16 protein-coding genes are annotated in these 16,679 nt (G+C 61.1%); 6 read left to right on the top strand and 10 right to left on the bottom strand.

Annotation, left to right across the window (positions count from 1 at the left end; translation table 11 throughout):
- Positions 1 to 273: 273 nt before the first annotated feature.
- The 7 genes from folK to dksA form a co-directional block, all read right to left on the bottom strand.
- Entirely contained in the window at positions 274 to 759 is a 486-nt protein-coding gene (gene folK, locus AC1RT4_RS28555; protein ID WP_493089465.1) for a 2-amino-4-hydroxy-6-hydroxymethyldihydropteridine diphosphokinase, read from the bottom strand.
- 3 nt (positions 760 to 762) lie between these two features.
- Positions 763 to 2,163 carry a polynucleotide adenylyltransferase PcnB gene (locus tag AC1RT4_RS28550; protein ID WP_007959609.1) on the bottom strand — a complete coding sequence of 467 codons (1,401 nt, stop codon included), beginning with the start codon at positions 2,161 to 2,163 and terminating at the stop codon, positions 763 to 765.
- A 735-nt stretch (positions 2,164 to 2,898) separates the two neighbouring features.
- Positions 2,899 to 4,335 (bottom strand): sigma-54-dependent transcriptional regulator, encoded by a 1,437-nt coding sequence (locus AC1RT4_RS28545; RefSeq protein WP_007959611.1) that lies wholly within the window; start codon positions 4,333 to 4,335, stop codon positions 2,899 to 2,901.
- Positions 4,336 to 4,357: 22 nt separating this feature from the next.
- The gene (locus AC1RT4_RS28540; protein ID WP_007959612.1) at positions 4,358 to 7,312 is read right to left on the bottom strand and encodes a sensor histidine kinase; all 2,955 of its coding nucleotides are present in this window, start codon (positions 7,310 to 7,312) and stop codon (positions 4,358 to 4,360) included.
- Positions 7,296 to 7,472, bottom strand: a complete 177-nt coding sequence (locus AC1RT4_RS28535) for a hypothetical protein (protein ID WP_003176118.1) — start codon at positions 7,470 to 7,472, stop codon at positions 7,296 to 7,298. Before AC1RT4_RS28535 ends, AC1RT4_RS28540 begins: the two co-directional genes overlap by 17 nt.
- A gap of 77 nt (positions 7,473 to 7,549) precedes the next feature.
- A complete protein-coding gene (gene gluQRS / locus AC1RT4_RS28530) occupies positions 7,550 to 8,446 on the bottom strand; it encodes a tRNA glutamyl-Q(34) synthetase GluQRS (RefSeq protein ID WP_493089462.1) in 897 nt (298 codons plus the stop codon).
- An 83-nt stretch (positions 8,447 to 8,529) separates the two neighbouring features.
- Positions 8,530 to 8,973: an RNA polymerase-binding protein DksA gene (dksA, locus tag AC1RT4_RS28525; protein ID WP_007959616.1), complete on the bottom strand. Its 444-nt coding sequence runs from the start codon at positions 8,971 to 8,973 to the stop codon at positions 8,530 to 8,532.
- 334 nt (positions 8,974 to 9,307) lie between these two features.
- Here dksA and AC1RT4_RS28520 point away from each other — a divergent pair, with 334 nt between their 5' ends.
- On the top strand, positions 9,308 to 10,480 hold the full coding sequence (locus AC1RT4_RS28520; RefSeq protein WP_197870637.1) for a pyridoxal phosphate-dependent aminotransferase: 1,173 nt from the start codon (positions 9,308 to 9,310) through the stop codon (positions 10,478 to 10,480).
- Positions 10,480 to 11,193 carry a DNA/RNA nuclease SfsA gene (gene sfsA / locus AC1RT4_RS28515; protein ID WP_493089459.1) on the top strand — a complete coding sequence of 238 codons (714 nt, stop codon included), beginning with the start codon at positions 10,480 to 10,482 and terminating at the stop codon, positions 11,191 to 11,193. The genes AC1RT4_RS28520 and sfsA overlap by 1 nt, the downstream gene beginning before the upstream one ends.
- Here the strand turns inward: sfsA and AC1RT4_RS28510 are convergent.
- The gene (locus AC1RT4_RS28510) at positions 11,190 to 11,507 is read right to left on the bottom strand and encodes a Rieske (2Fe-2S) protein (RefSeq protein ID WP_375747891.1); all 318 of its coding nucleotides are present in this window, start codon (positions 11,505 to 11,507) and stop codon (positions 11,190 to 11,192) included. The genes sfsA and AC1RT4_RS28510 overlap by 4 nt on opposite strands.
- A gap of 162 nt (positions 11,508 to 11,669) precedes the next feature.
- Between AC1RT4_RS28510 and AC1RT4_RS28505 the strand changes: the two genes are divergently transcribed.
- Genes AC1RT4_RS28505 through AC1RT4_RS28490 form a run of 4 tightly spaced genes read left to right on the top strand, consistent with a single transcriptional unit; the run spans position 11,670 to position 15,216 of the window.
- Positions 11,670 to 12,542, top strand: a complete 873-nt coding sequence (locus tag AC1RT4_RS28505; protein ID WP_493089456.1) for a heme/hemin ABC transporter substrate-binding protein — start codon at positions 11,670 to 11,672, stop codon at positions 12,540 to 12,542.
- Between the two features lie 50 nt (positions 12,543 to 12,592).
- Positions 12,593 to 13,576, top strand: coding sequence for a FecCD family ABC transporter permease (locus tag AC1RT4_RS28500; RefSeq protein WP_493089493.1), 984 nt, complete (start codon positions 12,593 to 12,595; stop codon positions 13,574 to 13,576).
- Positions 13,576 to 14,343, top strand: a complete 768-nt coding sequence (locus AC1RT4_RS28495; protein WP_493089454.1) for a heme ABC transporter ATP-binding protein — start codon at positions 13,576 to 13,578, stop codon at positions 14,341 to 14,343. Before AC1RT4_RS28500 ends, AC1RT4_RS28495 begins: the two co-directional genes overlap by 1 nt.
- Positions 14,344 to 14,364: 21 nt before the next feature.
- A complete protein-coding gene (locus AC1RT4_RS28490) occupies positions 14,365 to 15,216 on the top strand; it encodes a ChaN family lipoprotein (RefSeq protein WP_493089452.1) in 852 nt (283 codons plus the stop codon).
- Positions 15,217 to 15,442: 226 nt separating this feature from the next.
- Here AC1RT4_RS28490 and AC1RT4_RS28485 read toward each other — a convergent pair whose 3' ends face one another.
- Together AC1RT4_RS28485 and AC1RT4_RS28480 are read right to left on the bottom strand one after the other, a co-directional pair.
- A complete protein-coding gene (locus AC1RT4_RS28485) occupies positions 15,443 to 16,234 on the bottom strand; it encodes a Crp/Fnr family transcriptional regulator (RefSeq protein WP_493089450.1) in 792 nt (263 codons plus the stop codon).
- 15 nt (positions 16,235 to 16,249) lie between these two features.
- The gene (locus AC1RT4_RS28480) at positions 16,250 to 16,522 is read right to left on the bottom strand and encodes a TfoX/Sxy family protein (protein WP_003228231.1); all 273 of its coding nucleotides are present in this window, start codon (positions 16,520 to 16,522) and stop codon (positions 16,250 to 16,252) included.
- Between the last annotated feature and the right edge of the window lie 157 nt (positions 16,523 to 16,679).

The raw sequence follows: 16,679 nt of genomic DNA, 5'->3' as shown, positions 1-16,679 counted from the left end.
CGTGATTCGTCATCTATTCAGGCGCACGCTCTTTTGTCGTGCTTATAAGGCCTGGATTGCGCCCTTGTATGCCGGGTTGGCGGCAGCGGGACGCCTATAGTCGTGATGAGGCCTCAGGAAGTCAATTGCATGTGTTACCGCATTGTTACGAGGGGAGTGTTACCGGCGTTACTGATGCGATTCAGCGGGCCGGCGGGCCTGATCTGCGGGGTTTTTGTCCTACAAAAACGCAAAAATGCGGGAGCCGATGGGCTCCCGCATCAGCGGTTCGTGTCAGGCGTGAGAGAGGCGTTCGAGGCCGACGAACGGGCAGGCTTTCAGAAGGTCGGCAAGGTTGCGGCCATCGGCCAAGTGCAGATCTTCGGGAGCCAGTTCGGCCAGAGGATAGAGAACGAACGCGCGTTCCTGCATGTGGTAATGCGGGACTTTGAGGCGCGGCTCGTCGATCAGGCGATCTCCGAACAGCAGAATGTCCAGATCCAGCGTGCGTGGGCCCCAGCGCTCCAGTCGTTCGCGGCCCTGATCGTTTTCGATTGCCTGCAAGGCATCGAGCAGATCCAGCGGGGCGAGCGCACTGTCGAGTGCGGCAACCGCGTTGGTGTAACGCGGTTGGCCCGGCAGCAGCGAGTCGCTTTGGTAGAAGGCAGACACACCGACCAGTTCGGTGTCGGGCAATTGCCCCAGCGCATCGACCGCGCTGCGCAGTTGTTCGGCCGGGTCAGCCAGGTTGCTGCCCATGCCGATGTAGATGCGTTCCATAGCTTATTCGCCCGTGGCGCTCGGTGCGCCGGCGCGTTTGCGCTTGGAGCCGCTGCTGCGGCGACGCTTGCGCGGTGCGCCACTGGCGTCATCACCCTTACCGCTGAGGTCGCGGATCATGTCGCGACGCTCGCTGTCATTGGCGTCCTGATAATCGGTCCACCATTCGCCCAGGCCATCGGTCTGCTCGCCAGCGCTTTCACGCAGCAGCAGGAAATCGTAGCCGGCGCGGAAGCGCGGATTGTCCAGCAGCAGGTCGGCGCGTTTGCCGCTGCGGCGTGGCAGGCGCTCCTGCATGTCCCAGATCTCGCGGATCGGCATGGTGAAGCGTTTTGGAATCGCGATGCGCTGGCACTGTTCGGCGATCAGTTCGTGAGCGCCTTCCTGCATGGCCGGAATCGGCGGCATGCCGCGCTCTTGCAGGCGCAACACGCGGGCCGGCAGGGCTGGCCACAGCAGCGCGGCGAACAGGAACGCCGGGGTCACCGGTTTGTTCTGCTTGATCCGCAGATCGGTGTTGGTCAGGGCTTCGCTGATCAGCGTGTGGGTGTATTCCGGGTTGTGTTCCAGCGCATCGGCACTGGCCGGGAACAGTGGCGCGAACAGTTGCAGGTCGACCAGCATCTCGAAGGTGATGGCACCGTGGCCGGAGAGGAACAGCTTGAGCACTTCCTCGAACAGGCGGGCCGACGGAATCTCGCGCAGCATCGGCGCCAGTTCACGAATCGGCTGGACGGTGTGCTTCTCGATACCGAAATTGAGCTTGGCGGCGAAACGCACGGCCCGCAGCATCCGCACCGGGTCTTCCTGGTAACGCTGCTTCGGGTCGCCGATGAGGCGGATCAGGTGATTGCGGATGTCGTGCACGCCGTTGGCGTAATCGAGGATGCGCTCGCTGACCGGATCGTAATACAGGGCGTTGATGGTGAAGTCGCGGCGTTGCGCGTCCTCTTCCAGGGTGCCGTAGACGTTGTCGCGCAGAATGCGCCCGCTCTCGTTGCGCGAGGACTGGTTGCTGTCTTCGTCGTCTTCGTTTTGCGGGTGATTGGCGCGGAAGGTCGCGACTTCGATGATTTCGCGACCGAAATGGATGTGTACCAGCTTGAAGCGGCGGCCGATGATCCGCGCATTGCGAAATTCGGCACGAACCTGCTCGGGGGTGGCGCTGGTGGCGACGTCGAAGTCTTTGGGCGTGATGCCCAGCAGCATGTCTCGCACGCAACCGCCAACCAGGTAGGCCTGGTAGCCGGCGCCCTGCAGACGTTCGACGATGTTGACCGCGTAACGGCTGAATTGCGCCTTCTGCAGCGAATGTTGGCCGCTGTTGAGGACTTCAGGCGTGCTACGGATGTGTTGCGTACGACGCAGGGGAGTTCGGAATGACTGGAACAGCTTCTTCAGCATGGGATGCACTGTTTGAAGGAATGTTCGGCCATACCAGAGAATGACCGCATGATGGGCCGGGATTCTAGCATTTAGTCGAGGGATGGTGTAGGACGCTGCCGTTTTGCGCCGCAAGCCGCAGGCTAGAGGGGGTGAGGATGCGTCAGAAGGGAGGGATTTGCCGTAAAGGAGAAACTACAAGGGGAGCCGAAGCTCCCCAAGAAGTAGTTGCGTGCTCTTTTTATTATTGATTCGGGCTTCTTGTTTTTGTTGAGTGCCCTCGCCATGAAGCTTTTCCTTCATGACCCTCCCAATCGGGAGCCAAGAGCAAACGGATTGCTTTGGTCGCTGTGTTGCAGTGATCTTGCGATCCAACCAGTACAGGCTCTGTCTTAAGACAGTTTTTGTTGTTCTCGGCCTGGTCGTGGGGCTAGCCCCAAATACAACGCCTCTCCAAAAGAATCAGTTAGCTGCGCCTCTCGCCGTCTTGTTTTTATTGTGCGTGAGTCGATTCGTCTTATTTTTATTGTCTTGTGCATTGCTTGTTATTGTTCTTGTACCAAACATATAGCAGGTGCCGTGCCAACTTTTGCGAACCCCAATAAAACAAGGGGTTAGGTCGATATAACCGTTTTCGCAGGGCGAAAAAAAGCCGGGGTTTCGTTACCGATAACCCCGGCTTCTGTTACGTGAAAAGACTGAGGTAACAGTTTTTTCACATCTTCAACGGTAACCCGCACACTCGACAGGTAACGTTCAGCTCTCGCTGGCGACCCCGGTCTTGCGCCGTGGAATGCCCAGACGCTGGCGGCGTTCCCACAGGCATTTGCGGCTGACGCCCAGTTTGCGCGCCAGTTCGGTCTCGGTCATGTGGTCCTGATGCTCGAGTACGAAATGCTGGAAGTAGTCTTCCAGTGACAGGTCTTCGGTCGGCTCGTGACTACTGTTGCTGGCGTTACCGGCCGTTTGCGCCGGCAGGCCGATGAATTCGTCGTCCTCCAGGTCGCCCAGCTCGATGTCGATGCCCAGCAGGTCGGCAGAAATTTCCGGGCTTTCGCTCAGAATCACCGCGCGCTCGACGGCATTTTCCAGCTCCCGCACGTTACCCGGCCAGGAATAGTGCCGGATCGCCTGTTCGGCATCAGCGGCAAATTTCAGGTCGGTGCGGTTGATGCGGGCGCTCTGGCGAGCGAGGAACGCATTGGCGATTTCGTTGACGTCGGCGCCACGCTCGCGCAGGGCCGGCAGTTTCAACGCGATCACGTGCAGTCGGTAGTACAAGTCCTCACGGAACTGGCCAATTTTCGCCAGGCTCTTGAGGTCCCGGTGGGTCGCGGCGATCAATCGGACATCGACCTTCTGCGACTGGACCGAGCCCACCCGGCGAATTTCGCCTTCCTGCAATACGCGCAGCAAACGAGCCTGGGCTTCCAGTGGCAACTCGCCGATCTCGTCGAGGAACAGCGTGCCGCCGTCCGCCGCTTCCACCAGACCGGCACGACCTGCGCTGGCGCCGGTGAACGCACCTTTCTCGTGGCCGAACAGTTCGGACTCGATCAGGCTTTCCGGGATGGCTGCGCAGTTTACCGAGATCATCGGTGCCTTGGCGCGTTTCGACAGGTTGTGCAGGGCGCGGGCCACCAGTTCTTTACCGGTACCGGACTCGCCCTGGATCAGCACATTGGAATCGGTCGGGGCGACTTTACGGATCTTGCCGTAAAGGTCTTGCATCGGCGGACACGAGCCGATGATGCCGATTTCGCCATTGCTGTTGTCGATGGCGGATTTGCCGCTGCCATTGGCCGATTTGGCAGGAGTCGCTTCGCCGGCGGCAGGCGCCGACTGGCGATCACGCAGGATCCGCGCGACAGCCTGAAGCATTTCATCGTGGTCGAAAGGCTTGGCGATGTAATCCACCGCGCCCATCTTCATCGAGTCGACCGCCGAGCGCAGGCTGGCGTAGCTGGTCATGATCAGCACCGGCGTGCCCTGGCCGAGCTTGATCAGCTCGGTGCCCGGAGCGCCCGGCAGTCGCAGGTCGCTGACGATCAGATCGAATGTGGGAATACTGAAGCGTTCTTGTGCTTCCTGCACTGAACCGGCTTCGCTGACCTGGTACTGGTTGCGTTCCAGCAGGCGGCGCAAGGCGGAGCGGATAATGGTTTCGTCTTCGACGATCAAAATGTGCGGCATTGATTCGATACTCTCGACGGTCTCAGTTCACAGCGGACGTCGCTTCGACATGGCGCGGCAATGTCACCCGGATACGGGTGCCGCGCTGGCTCTGAACATCAGCCGGGCTGTCGATGGTGATTTGTCCATAATGCTCTTCAACGATGGAATAGACCAGTGCAAGGCCCAGACCGGTGCCTTCGCCAGGATCCTTGGTGGTGAAGAAGGGTTCGAACAATCGGTCCATGATGCTCGACGGAATACCGCTGCCTTCGTCTTCGACGATCAGATCGACCGTGTGTTCGCCGGCTTCGCTCTTGACCCGCACCGCACTGCCGGCAGGCGAGGCGTCACGGGCGTTGGAGAGCAGATTGATCAAAACCTGAGCGAGCCGCTGCGGGTCGCCTTCGACCCAGTGATCGGGATCGCACAGGTTGTAGAACTGCACTTCGAAATTGCGCCGGTTCAGGGCCAGCAGGCCGATGGCATCCTGGGCCACTTCCGCCAGACAGACGGGCTCGTCACTGTGCTGATGGCTGCCGGCGTGGGCAAAACTCATCAACGACTGGACGATGCGTGACACGCGTTTGGTCTGTTCGAGGATCTGGCCGCTGATTTCCGTCAGCTCACCGTCTTCCTCGCGTTCCTCGCGAAGGTTTTGCGCAAGGCAGGCGATGCCGGTGATCGGGTTGCCGATTTCGTGAGCAACACCCGCCGCGAGTCGACCGATGCTGGCCAGGCGCTCGGAATGCACCAGTTTGTCTTCGAGCATCTGGGTTTCGGTCAGGTCTTCCACCAGCAGCACCAGGCCGCTATTGCCCGGTGCCAGCGGTTCGTCGATGGCCGCTTTGTGCAGGTTCAGCCAGCGGGTCTGGCCGTCGAGGGCCAGGTGCTGCTTGTGCAAGTGCTCGTCGGGCAGGTGGATGAAGCCTTGCAGCAGGTCTTTCCATGGATTGGCGATGGTGCTCAGGCGCGAACCGACCACCCGTTGCGCGGCAATTCCGGTCAGTTCTTCCATGGCCTTGTTCCACATCAGGATCTCCTGATCCTTGGCCAGCGAGCAGACGCCCATCGGCAGTTCCTGCAGAGTCTGGCGGTGGTAGCGACGCAGGGCATCGAGTTCGGCGGCCAGCCCGGTCAGGCGCGAGTGGTAGTCCTCGAGGCGGCTTTCGATAAAGTGGATGTCTTCGGTGACGTAGTTTTCACCGCCGGCCTTGTACGGCAGGAAGGTTTCCACCATGTCCTGGGCGACGCTCGGGCCCATCAGGCCGGAGAGGTTGGCTTCGATCCGGTCACGCAGGCGGCGCAAGGCATAAGGGCGGCGCTCGTCGAATGGCAGATAAAGGTCGCGCAGGGCCTGCTCGACTTCTTTTTGCGCAGCCTTGGCGCCCAGCGGCTTGGCCAGTTGCGTGGCGAATTCCTGCGGCGAAGCGGCGTGCAATTCGCGGCGTTGCGGACGGCGCACGTTATCCACGGCGCAGGCTTCGGCAGCGCTGGCCTCTTCGGGGCTGGCGTTGGTGAACAGCGAAATCAGCGTGAACATCAGGACGTTGGCCGCCAGCGAGGCGATGGCCGCCATGTGCCAGCTGGTGTCGTCCAGGACGTAGATCATGTTCAACAGCGGAATATAGAAACCCTGCAGATTGCCGACCAGCGGCAACAGCATGGTCACGACCCACACCACGATCCCTGCCAGCAGACCGGCGATAAAGCCGCGGCGATTGGCGGTCGGCCAGTACAACACCGACAACACACCCGGCAGGAACTGCAGGGTCGCGACGAAGGCGACGATGCCGAGGTTGGCCAGATCCTGCTCGGCGCCCAGCATCAGGTAGAAGCAGAAACCGGCCATGATGATTGCGACGATCAGTGCTCGGCGGGTCCATTTCAGCCAGCGATAGATATTGCCCTCGGCCGGTGGCTGGTAGAGCGGCAGCACCAGATGGTTCAGGGCCATGCCCGACAGCGCCAGCGTGGTGACGATGATCAGGCCGCTGGCCGCCGACAGTCCGCCGACATAGGCCAGCAACGCCAGCGACTTGCTGTTGGCGGCGATGCCGATGCCGAGGGTGAAGTATTCCGGATTGGTGGTGGCGCCGAGTTTCAGGCCGGCCCAGAGAATCAGCGGCACGGCCAGGCTCATTAACAGCAGGAACAGCGGCAGGCCCCAGCTCGCGCTGACCAGCGAGCGCGGGTTGAGGTTTTCGGTGAAGGTCATGTGATACATGTGCGGCATCACGATCGCCGAGGCGAAGAACACCAGCAGCAACGTGCGCCAAGGACCTTCCTGCAACGGGGTGTGCAGGGCGGCGAGAGCAGTCTGGTTCTGTAGCAGCCACAGTTCAAGTTGCTGCGGGCCGTCGAATACGCCGTACAGCGCGTAGAGGCCGACGCCGCCGAGGGCCGCCAGTTTGATCACCGATTCGAAGGCAATCGCGAACACCAGCCCTTCGTGCTTTTCACGGGTGGCGATATGACGCGAACCGAAGAAGATCGTGAACAGGATGATCAGCGCACAGAACGCCAGGGCCACGCGATTCTGCACCGGTTCGCCGGTGAGGATGCCGATGGAATCGGCCACGGCCTGGATCTGCAGCGCCAGCAACGGCAAGACGCCGATCAGCATGAAAATCGTGGTCAGCGCACCGGCCCAGGTGCTGCGAAAGCGGAAGGCGAACAGGTCCGCCAGCGACGACAGTTGATAAGTGCGGGTGATCTTCAGAATCGGATACAGCAGCACCGGCGCCAGCAGAAACGCGCCGGAGACCCCGAGATAACTGGACAGAAAGCCGTAGCCGTACTGATAGGCCAGACCGACCGTGCCATAGAACGCCCACGCACTGGCGTAGACCCCCAGCGACAGGGTGTAGGTCAACGGATGGCGAATGATCGCCCGCGGGATCATGCCCCGTTCACTGATCCAGGCCACGCCGAACAACGCGGCCAGGTAGGCGGCGCTGATCAGCAGCATCTGGGTCAGGCTAAAGCTCATCGGCATCTTTTTGGCTCTGCAGGATGAAGGTCACGACAATCAGGATCAGCCAGAGCAGATAAGGGCGATACCAGGCGCCCGTAGCGTCGATCCACCAATCCATGATGGCGGGAGAAAACAGGTAGATCCCCACGACCAGAAGCAGGACCAAGCGATAGATGTACATCCCGGCCTCTCTTTTTTATGCGCGTGCCCGAAAACGTGCGGCGATGGTAACGGATGGGCGCGCCACTGCAAGTGTCGTCACAGCAGTTGCGCTTCGGGCAGGGTCAGTGTGCGCGGGATTTTCAAGGCATCCCAGTGGGCGCTGCCCCAGTTCAACAGTTCCTGCGGCGAGGCGTGGGCCAGTTCGGGCCCCGGGTTTTGCCCCAGTGCGCGCAGGGCCCGCAGCAACAATGGCGTGGCCTGATCGGCTTCCAGCGGTGGCGAGCGATAGGACTTGCCGAGCTTGTTGCCGTCCGGCTGGGTAATCAGTGGCAAATGCAGATAGCGCGGTTGGCGCAGGCCCAGCAATTCCTGCAGGTAGAGCTGGCGCGGCGTTGAGTCGAGCAGATCGGCACCGCGCACGATGTCGGTGATGCCCTGCCAGGCATCGTCCAGCACCACCGCCAGTTGGTAGGCGTAGAGACCGTCGCGGCGGCGGATGACGAAATCTCCCACTTCACGGCCCAGATGCTGGCGGTATTCGCCCTGCACCCGGTCGATGAAATGGTATTCGAGCTCTGGCACGCGCAGGCGAATCGCCGCGTCTTCCTGGCCATGGCCGGCGTTGCGGCACAGTCCCGGATAAATGCCGTGATACGGCTCCAGTTGTTTGCGCGAGCAGGTGCAGGCGTACGCCAAGCCGTGATTGAACAGGCTGTCGAGCACTTGCGCGTAGGCTTCATGCCGATCGCTCTGGCGAACCATCTCGCCGTCCCATTCGAAACCGTAGCTTTCCAGCGCCTTGAGAATCGCCGCTTGCGCGCCCGGTTCTTCGCGGGGCGGATCGAGATCTTCCATGCGCACCAGCCAGCGGCCATTCACCGAGCGGGCATCCAGATAAGAAGCGAGCGCCGCTACCAGCGAGCCAAAGTGCAGGTGTCCACTGGGGGTCGGGGCAAAGCGGCCAATGTAGGCGGGGGAGGTGTTGGCAGTCATGAGGGCGATGTTACTTGAGAGTCAAAAAACAGCAGAAACAAAAACGGAGCGTTCGCACGCTCCGTTTTTCGTTCAGGCCGGGATTATTTGCCGACCTGCTTTTCCTTGATTTCCGCCAGGTTCTTGCAGTCGACGCACATGTCGGCAGTCGGGCGGGCTTCAAGGCGCTTGACGCCGATCTCGATGCCGCAAGAGTCGCACCAGCCGTACTCTTCGTCTTCGATCAGTTGCAGGGTCTTGTCGATCTTCTTGATCAGTTTGCGCTCGCGGTCGCGGGCGCGCAGCTCGAGGGCGAACTCTTCTTCCTGGCTGGCACGGTCGGCCGGATCAGGAAAGTTGGCCGCTTCGTCTTTCATGTGATCAACAGTGCGGTCGACTTCCTGCATCAAGTCCAGTTTCCACTTGGTCAGGATCTTGGTGAAGTGCGCGCGCATTGGAGCGCCCATGTACTCTTCGCCCGCTTTCGGGACGTAGGGTTCGAAACCGCTGAGTGTCTGACTTGCCTGTTGCTTTGCTTGGGTGGGCATGAAATGGACCGCCTCTACTCTTGTAATCCATTGCGCAGGATTGCTCCATCACCGACACCTGCCGGCCCTGCGGCTGCAAGCGGGCGAACTTACCAGATCAATTCGGCCCGCGCTACTCCCGGATGTCGAGCGCGCGGCCGGTGGGGCTTGCGAATGTTTGCCAAGCCATGTCCGGCAATGTTGCAGACCTGCTCAATCACTGATTTTAGTCAATCCTGGAGCGTACGCCCGGGTCGTTACAGTCCAGTGTTCTTGAGGCTGTGACCGTTGCGGGTTCTCGCTCGTTCCGGCAGATGGGTAGAATCGTTTCTTATCCCTCGTTGAAGGAAGGCCAATGGCTCAGCCCTACAGTGCGCGCAGTCGTGCGATCGAACCGTTCCATGTGATGGCGTTGCTGGCGCGGGCCAATGAATTGCAGGCCGCCGGCCACGACGTGATCCACCTGGAAATCGGCGAACCGGACTTCACCACCGCCGAGCCGATCATCCGCGCGGGCCAGCAAGCCCTGACAGCGGGGAAGACCCGCTACACCGCGGCCCGTGGCATTCCCGAGCTGCGCGAGGCGATTTCCGGCTTCTATCAAACGCGCTACGGCCTGAACATCGATCCTCGGCGGATTCTCATCACGCCGGGCGGTTCCGGCGCGTTGCTGCTGGCCAGTGCGTTGCTGGTGGATCCGGGCAAGCACTGGCTGCTGGCCGACCCCGGCTATCCTTGCAACCGGCACTTTCTGCGCTTGGTCGAAGGCGCGGCGCAGCTTGTGCCGGTCGGCCCGGACGTTCGCTATCAACTGACGCCGGACCTGGTGGCGCGCCACTGGGATCACGACAGCGTCGGTGCGCTGGTCGCTTCGCCAGCCAACCCGACCGGTACGATTCTGACCCGCGATGAGCTGGCCGGTTTATCCACAGCCATCAAGGCGCGTCACGGGCATCTGGTGGTGGACGAGATCTATCACGGCCTGACTTACGGCACCGACGCAGCCAGTGTGCTGGAAGTCGATGACAGCGCATTTGTCCTCAACAGTTTCTCCAAATATTTCGGCATGACCGGATGGCGCCTCGGCTGGCTGGTGGCGCCGGATGCCGCGGTCAGTGAGCTGGAAAAACTCGCGCAGAACCTCTACATCAGTGCGCCAAGCATGGCCCAGCATGCGGCGCTGGCCTGTTTCGAGCCGGATACCATTGCGATTCTCGAAGAGCGCCGCGCCGAGTTCGGCCGCCGTCGCGACTTCCTGCTGCCGGCATTGCGTGAACTGGGCTTTAACATCGCTGTTGAACCAGAAGGCGCGTTCTATTTGTATGCCGATATCAGCCAGTTCGGCGGCGATGCCTTCGCGTTCTGCCGGCATTTCCTCGAAACCGAACATGTAGCCTTTACTCCGGGGCTGGATTTCGGTCGCTATCAAGCCGGTCATCATGTGCGCTTTGCCTACACGCAAAACCTCCCTCGCTTACAGGAAGCGGTGGAACGCATTGCCCGTGGCTTGAAGAGCTGGCAAGGCTGATGCGCTTTCATCCTCCTCTCGAAGAAGGCCGGTTGATCCGCCGTTACAAGCGTTTTCTCGCCGATATCGAAACCGTTGGCGGCGAGTTGCTGACCATTCATTGCCCGAACACCGGCTCGATGCTCAATTGCCAGGTCGAGGGCGGGCAGGTCTGGTTCAGCCGCTCCAATGACCCGAAGCGCAAGCTGCCCGGCACTTGGGAAATCGGTGAAACCCCGCAGGGCCGGCTGTTTTGCGTGAACACCGGACGCGCCAACGCACTGGTCGAAGAAGCCTTGCTGGCCGGCGTCATCAGTGAACTGAACGGATTTACCGGGCTCAAGCGCGAAGTGGCGTACGGACAGGAAAAGAGCCGGATCGATTTTCGCCTCGACTATCCGACGGGCCCGGCCTATGTGGAAGTGAAAAGCGTCACCCTCGGTTTCGACGGCACGGCAGTCGCGGCGTTTCCCGATGCGGTGACAGAGCGCGGCGCCAAGCATTTGCGTGAGCTGGCGCATCTGGCCCGGGACGGGATTCGCGCGGTGCAGTTGTACTGCGTCAATCTCACCGGCATCGAAGCGGTGCGTCCTGCCGAGGAAATCGACTCGGCCTACGCCGCCGCGCTGCGTGAGGCGGTGGCGTGCGGGGTCGAAGTCCTGGCGTACGGCGTGCGTTTGAGCCATGAAGAGATGGTGATCGACCGGCGACTGGACGTGCTGCTCAACGGTTAAACATCGATCCACAGCCCTTGCGCGTCTTCACGGCAAGGGATGGCCGTCAGCGATTGCCCGGCGCAGGGGCCAGCGACGCATTCGCCGTCCTCAATCAGAAACAGTGCACCGTGGGTGGCGCACTGGATCAGGCTGTTGCTCGGGTCGAGAAACTGGTCGGGCTGCCATTCCAGGCCAACGCCCCGATGCGGGCAGCGATTGAGATAGACGTAAGCCTGCCCCGCGCGGCGCACGGCAAACAGTTTTTTCCCGTCGATATCGAAACCGCGACTGCCGCCCTCAACCAGATCGGCGCCCGCGCAAAGAAACTTCATGGCTATCCTCAAATGTCGGCTCGTGTCTGGATATGTCCGAGCTTGACGTTCAAATGCAAACAATTATCAAATGGCCGCCTTCGCCCGTGGCGAGGTGACCGCTGCCGAGGATACTTGGCCTGCCGTTCCGATGCCCGGGAAAACCTTTCAAGGAAGCTGTCTATGCGCCTGAGTACCCGCGTTGCCGTGCTGTGTGTCGGACTTTTGGTCAGCCACCAGGCTGCAGCGGCCGAGTTGCCGCAACGTTGGGTCAGCGCTGGCGGCGCGTTGTCGGAGTGGGTGAGTGCGCTGGGTGGCGAGGCCAAACTGGTGGGCGTCGACACCACCAGCCAGCATCCGCAATCCCTCAAGTCGCTGCCAAGCATCGGCTATCAGCGCAGCCTGTCGGCTGAAGGCATTCTCAGCCTGCGCCCGGACATCCTCATCGGCACCGAGGAAATGGGCCCGCCGCCAGTGATCTCGCAGGTTCGCAGTGCCAAGGTGCAGGTGGAGTTGTTCTCGGCTCAGCCGGATCTGCCGACACTGGAAAAAAACGTCACCCATCTGGGGCAGTTGCTGGGCGCCGAAAGCCAGGCCGCGCAATTGCTGCAAAGTTATCAACAGCAACTCGACGCGCAAAAGGCGCGTGTTGTTGAAGCTCAGACCCAGCAGAAAGCGCCTGGTGTGCTGTTGCTGCTCGGACATGCCGGCGGGAAGCCACTGATCGCCGGCAAGGACACCGCCGCCGACTGGCTGCTGCAACAGGCGGGCGGGCATAACCTTGCGACCCACACCGGTTACAAGCCGTTTTCCGTGGAATCCCTGGCCAGTCTCGATCCTGAAGTGCTGGTGTTCGCTGACCGTGCGCTGACCGGCGAAGCGGCGAAAGCGGCGCTGTTCAAGGAAAACCCGATCCTCAATTCCAGCCGTGCGGCCAAGACCGGACGGGTGCTGGAGCTGGACCCGACGCTGCTGGTGGGCGGACTCGGGCCGCGTTTACCGGCAGCGCTGAAAACCCTGTCTGACGGTTTCTACCCGGCCCAGAGCGGCCAATGACCACGCTGGTCAAACCCCGTGGCTTGTTTATCGGCCTGATCCTGCTGTGTCTGCTGGCGATCTGGTTGTCGCTGGCGCTGGGGCCGGTCAGCCTGCCGTTGTTCGATACCTTGCGCGCTGCGCTGCGCATGATCGGTGTGCCGCTGGCGCCGGACGGGCTGGAACAGGCTGAACTGATTCTCGGGCAGATTCGTCTGCCGCGTACGTTGCTCGGGCTGGCAGTCGGCGGTGTGCTGGCGCTGTCCGGGGTGGCGATGCAGGGGCTGTTTCGCAATCCGTTGGCCGATCCGGGGTTAGTCGGCGTCTCGAGCGGCGCGGCGTTGGGCGCGGCGGTGGCGATTGTCGGTGGCTCGTTTTTTGGCGGATTGCCGGAGTGGTTCGGGCCTTATCTGCTGTCGGTTTGCGCGTTTCTTGGTGGTTTGGGTGTGACGGCGCTGGTTTATCGACTTGGTCGCCGCAACGGGCAGACGAATGTTGCGACCATGCTGCTGGCGGGTATCGCCCTGACGGCGCTGGCCAGTTCGGCGGTGGGGCTTTTCACCTATCTGGCCGATGACGCGACATTGCGCACGTTGACGTTCTGGAACCTGGGCAGCCTCAACGGCGCGAGCTATGCGCGGTTGTGGCCGCTGCTGATCATCACCGTCGGTGTTGCGCTTTGGCTTCCACGTCGGGCGAGGGCGCTCAATGCGTTGCTGCTTGGCGAATCGGAAGCCGGGCATCTGGGGATCGATGTCGAGCGGCTCAAGCGCGAATTGGTGTTCTGTACGGCGCTGGGCGTGGGCGCGGCGGTGGCGGCGGCAGGCATGATCGGGTTTGTCGGGTTGGTGGTGCCGCATCTGGTGCGCTTGCTCGCGGGGCCGGATCATCGGGTGTTGCTGCCGGCATCGGTGCTGGCCGGGGCGAGTCTGTTGCTGCTGGCGGATCTGGTGGCGCGGCTGGCGCTGGCGCCGGCGGAACTGCCGATCGGCATCGTCACCGCGTTCATCGGTGCGCCGTTCTTCCTTTATCTGTTGCTGCGAGGGCGTGCCTGATGTTGCGTGCGCACAATCTGCACATCCGCCGTGGCCGCAAGTCCGTTCTGGCCGATGTCAGCCTGCAACTCGAACCAGGCGAGGTGCTTGGCGTGCTGGGGCCGAATGGCGCCGGCAAAAGTACCTTGCTCGGTGCGTTGTGCGGTGAGTTGAGCGCGCACGAGGGGGAAGTGCTGCTGGACGGTGAGGCCTTGAGTCATTGGAGCGGTACTCAGCGCGCCCAGCGGCTGGCGGTGTTGCCACAGGTGTCGACCCTGGATTTCGCCTTTCGTGTTGAAGAAGTGGTCGGCATGGGGCGTCTGCCTCATCAGAGCGGGCGGGTGCGCGATGACGAGATCGTCGCTGCCGCGTTATTGGCGGCCGATGCCGGGCACCTGAGTGGTCGCAGTTATCTGGCGCTGTCCGGCGGTGAGCGTCAGCGGGTGCATCTGGCGCGGGTGCTGGCGCAACTCTGGCCGGGGCAGGCGGGGCAGACGTTGCTGCTTGATGAGCCGACCTCGATGCTCGATCCGTTGCATCAACACACGACGCTGCAAGCGGTACGCGAATTTGCCGATCGTGGCGCGGCGGTGTTGGTGATCCTGCATGATCTGAATCTAGCGGCGCGCTATTGTGATCGCATCCTGCTGCTGGAGGGCGGGCGCCCGGTGGCGCTGGATACACCGCAGCAGGTATTGCGTCCGGAATCGCTGAAGGCAGTGTTCGGTCTTGAAGTGCTGGTGCAACCGCATCCGGAGCGCGGGCATCCGCTGATCATCGCCCGCTGATTTTGTCATCGAGGTGAGGGTATGCGCGGGATTTTGCTGTTGGCGGTGTTGTGGCTTGCAGGTTGCCAGCATGTTGCGGCGCCGCCGGTCGTGGGCGAGATCCGTGATTTGCGCAGCGGCGAAAGTCTGACGGCGCAGCAATTACTGACGCAACTGAGCAAGCCATCGCGGCTGATCATTGGCGAACAGCATGACAACGCCGATCACCATGCCCTTCAATTGTGGTTGTTGCAGAACCTCGAAGAAACGCGACCCCAAGGCAGTCTCTTGTTGGAAATGCTGACGCCCGATCAACAGTCGCGCGTCGATGATGTGCGCCATGCCGCAACGCCACCGGCTGATCTTCCTGCTGCATTGGCCTGGCAGGATGGTTGGGACTGGAATCTCTACGGGCCGATAGTTCGGTTCGCCCTCGCGCAATCCTGGCCGTTGCTGGCGGCCAACCTCGATAACATCGAAATTCGCGCGTTCTATCGCGATCCTCCGGTTCTGAGCGGTGAGCGCAGCAACGCCAAATCTGTGAAAGAGACGCTGTTGGAGCAGATCGGCGATTCTCACTGCGGCCTGCTGCCGTCATCACAAATGCCGGCGATGCTGGCCGTTCAACGACAACGGGATCGGCGCATGGCCTCGCGTTTGTTGGCGGCGCCCGCGCCGGCATTATTGTTGGCGGGTGCTTATCACGCGCGCAAGGATGTGGGTGTGCCGCTGCATGTGCTGGATCTGGGCGCGCCGGAAGCGCCGACGGTGCTGATGCTGGCGGAGCAGGGCAGTCGGATTACGGCGGCGATGGCTGATTATGTCTGGTTCACAGCGGCCAAGCCGAAACCGGATTACTGCGCCGAAATGCGTAAGCAGTTCGGCAAGAAATGACTTTTCCACAGGCAAAAAAAGACCCGGTAAAAACCGGGTCAAATAACCGTGATTAGCCTGATGAGGAGATAATCTGAGAGTCCGAACCAAGGGCTTTTCAGAATATCGACTGATCTCGCGACCAGTTGTGATAATCATAGCGATTCTCATTACCAAGTCAACTGCTGTTTTTTCATTTCTTTTGTTTTGTCCCGGCAATGGCGTAAACGCCCCGTGAATACGGGCGTCAGGTCTGACTGTTAAATCCTGTGAGCTGCTTGTTGAGCTGGTCGATACGCCGCGCCATGCTTTCGATCAGGCTGTGGGCGATTTTCGGATTGGTGCGGGTCATGCTCAGAAACTGATCGCCGGGAATCAGCATCACGGTGCTCGCTTCTCGCGCAATGACCGTCGCGTTGCGCGGCTCGCCAGTGAACACCGCCATTGCGCCGAATATTTCATCCTTGGGCACGTCGCCTACCTTGTGCCCGTTAACAAACGCTTCGGCGTGTCCTTCGATAATCACGAACACATGGTCGGCGACATCGCCCTGGCGGATCAGAACGTCCCCGGCTTCAACCCGCTTGAAACCGTTGGTGCTGCGAAACTCGCGCGGCTTGAACTCGGCAACGGCGTGGGCCAGCAGCGCCATTTGCCCGAGCAGGAAGCGCAGAAACTGCTCAGAGCGCGATGCTTCGCCATACACATGTTGAAACAAATCGCTTCGGCGATAGGGCAGTAATGTCAGCGGGTTGTCTGAGTACAGCGTGCAATCCGCCCATTCCGGACCCTGTTGCAGGCCGATCAAATCTCCCTCATGCCAATAGAACAGGCCACGGCCACCCAGTCGGCCGGTGATGACACCCTGCGTCAGCAAGAACAATTGGTCGTCCGGCAAACGTGGCAACAGATCATCCGTGGCTTCCAGTTCCAGGGCCGGCCCGTACGGCGGCAGGCCTTCAAGCCATTGCGCAGGCAAGCTCTGCAAGTGGTTGATCAATGCATCGGCCTGGGCCGATTGTTCCCCGAGCAGGTACATGGCGGTCGGTACCCGTTAGTTCTTGTGGCGAGAGGAAATGGCTTCCAGCTGCTTGTTCAGCGCATCCTTGCGTTCGGCGGGAATGTCGTTCCAGTGCACATCCATCAGCGCCCCTTCGATCGCATACAACAACACCTTCGACGCCCGAAACCCGCGAGTGCGCACGGCCCGGTAGGCATCCACCGCGCCGAGGCGACGCAAGTCGGAGGCGCTATGGATACCCACGGCATGCAGCCATTGCGCCGACGTCTTGCCAAGATTCTTCAGGTGTTGCAGTTCATCATTCATCAAGCCTCCTTGCGACGGCCGAATGGTGCGTGGGCGAGCTTCTCAGGAGTGTAGCCATCAGTAGGAAAAGCGTGGTTGTTTGGTCGGATTCAACGCAAACGCTTCTAAGAAACGTCAGTTTCCGCTGATGAGTCAGGATGGGGAGGGCGAGGGAGAA

This window comes from Pseudomonas sp. GW821-FHT11D10, from assembly GCF_058808435.1.
This window is presented reverse-complemented; position numbering and strand designations above follow the sequence as displayed.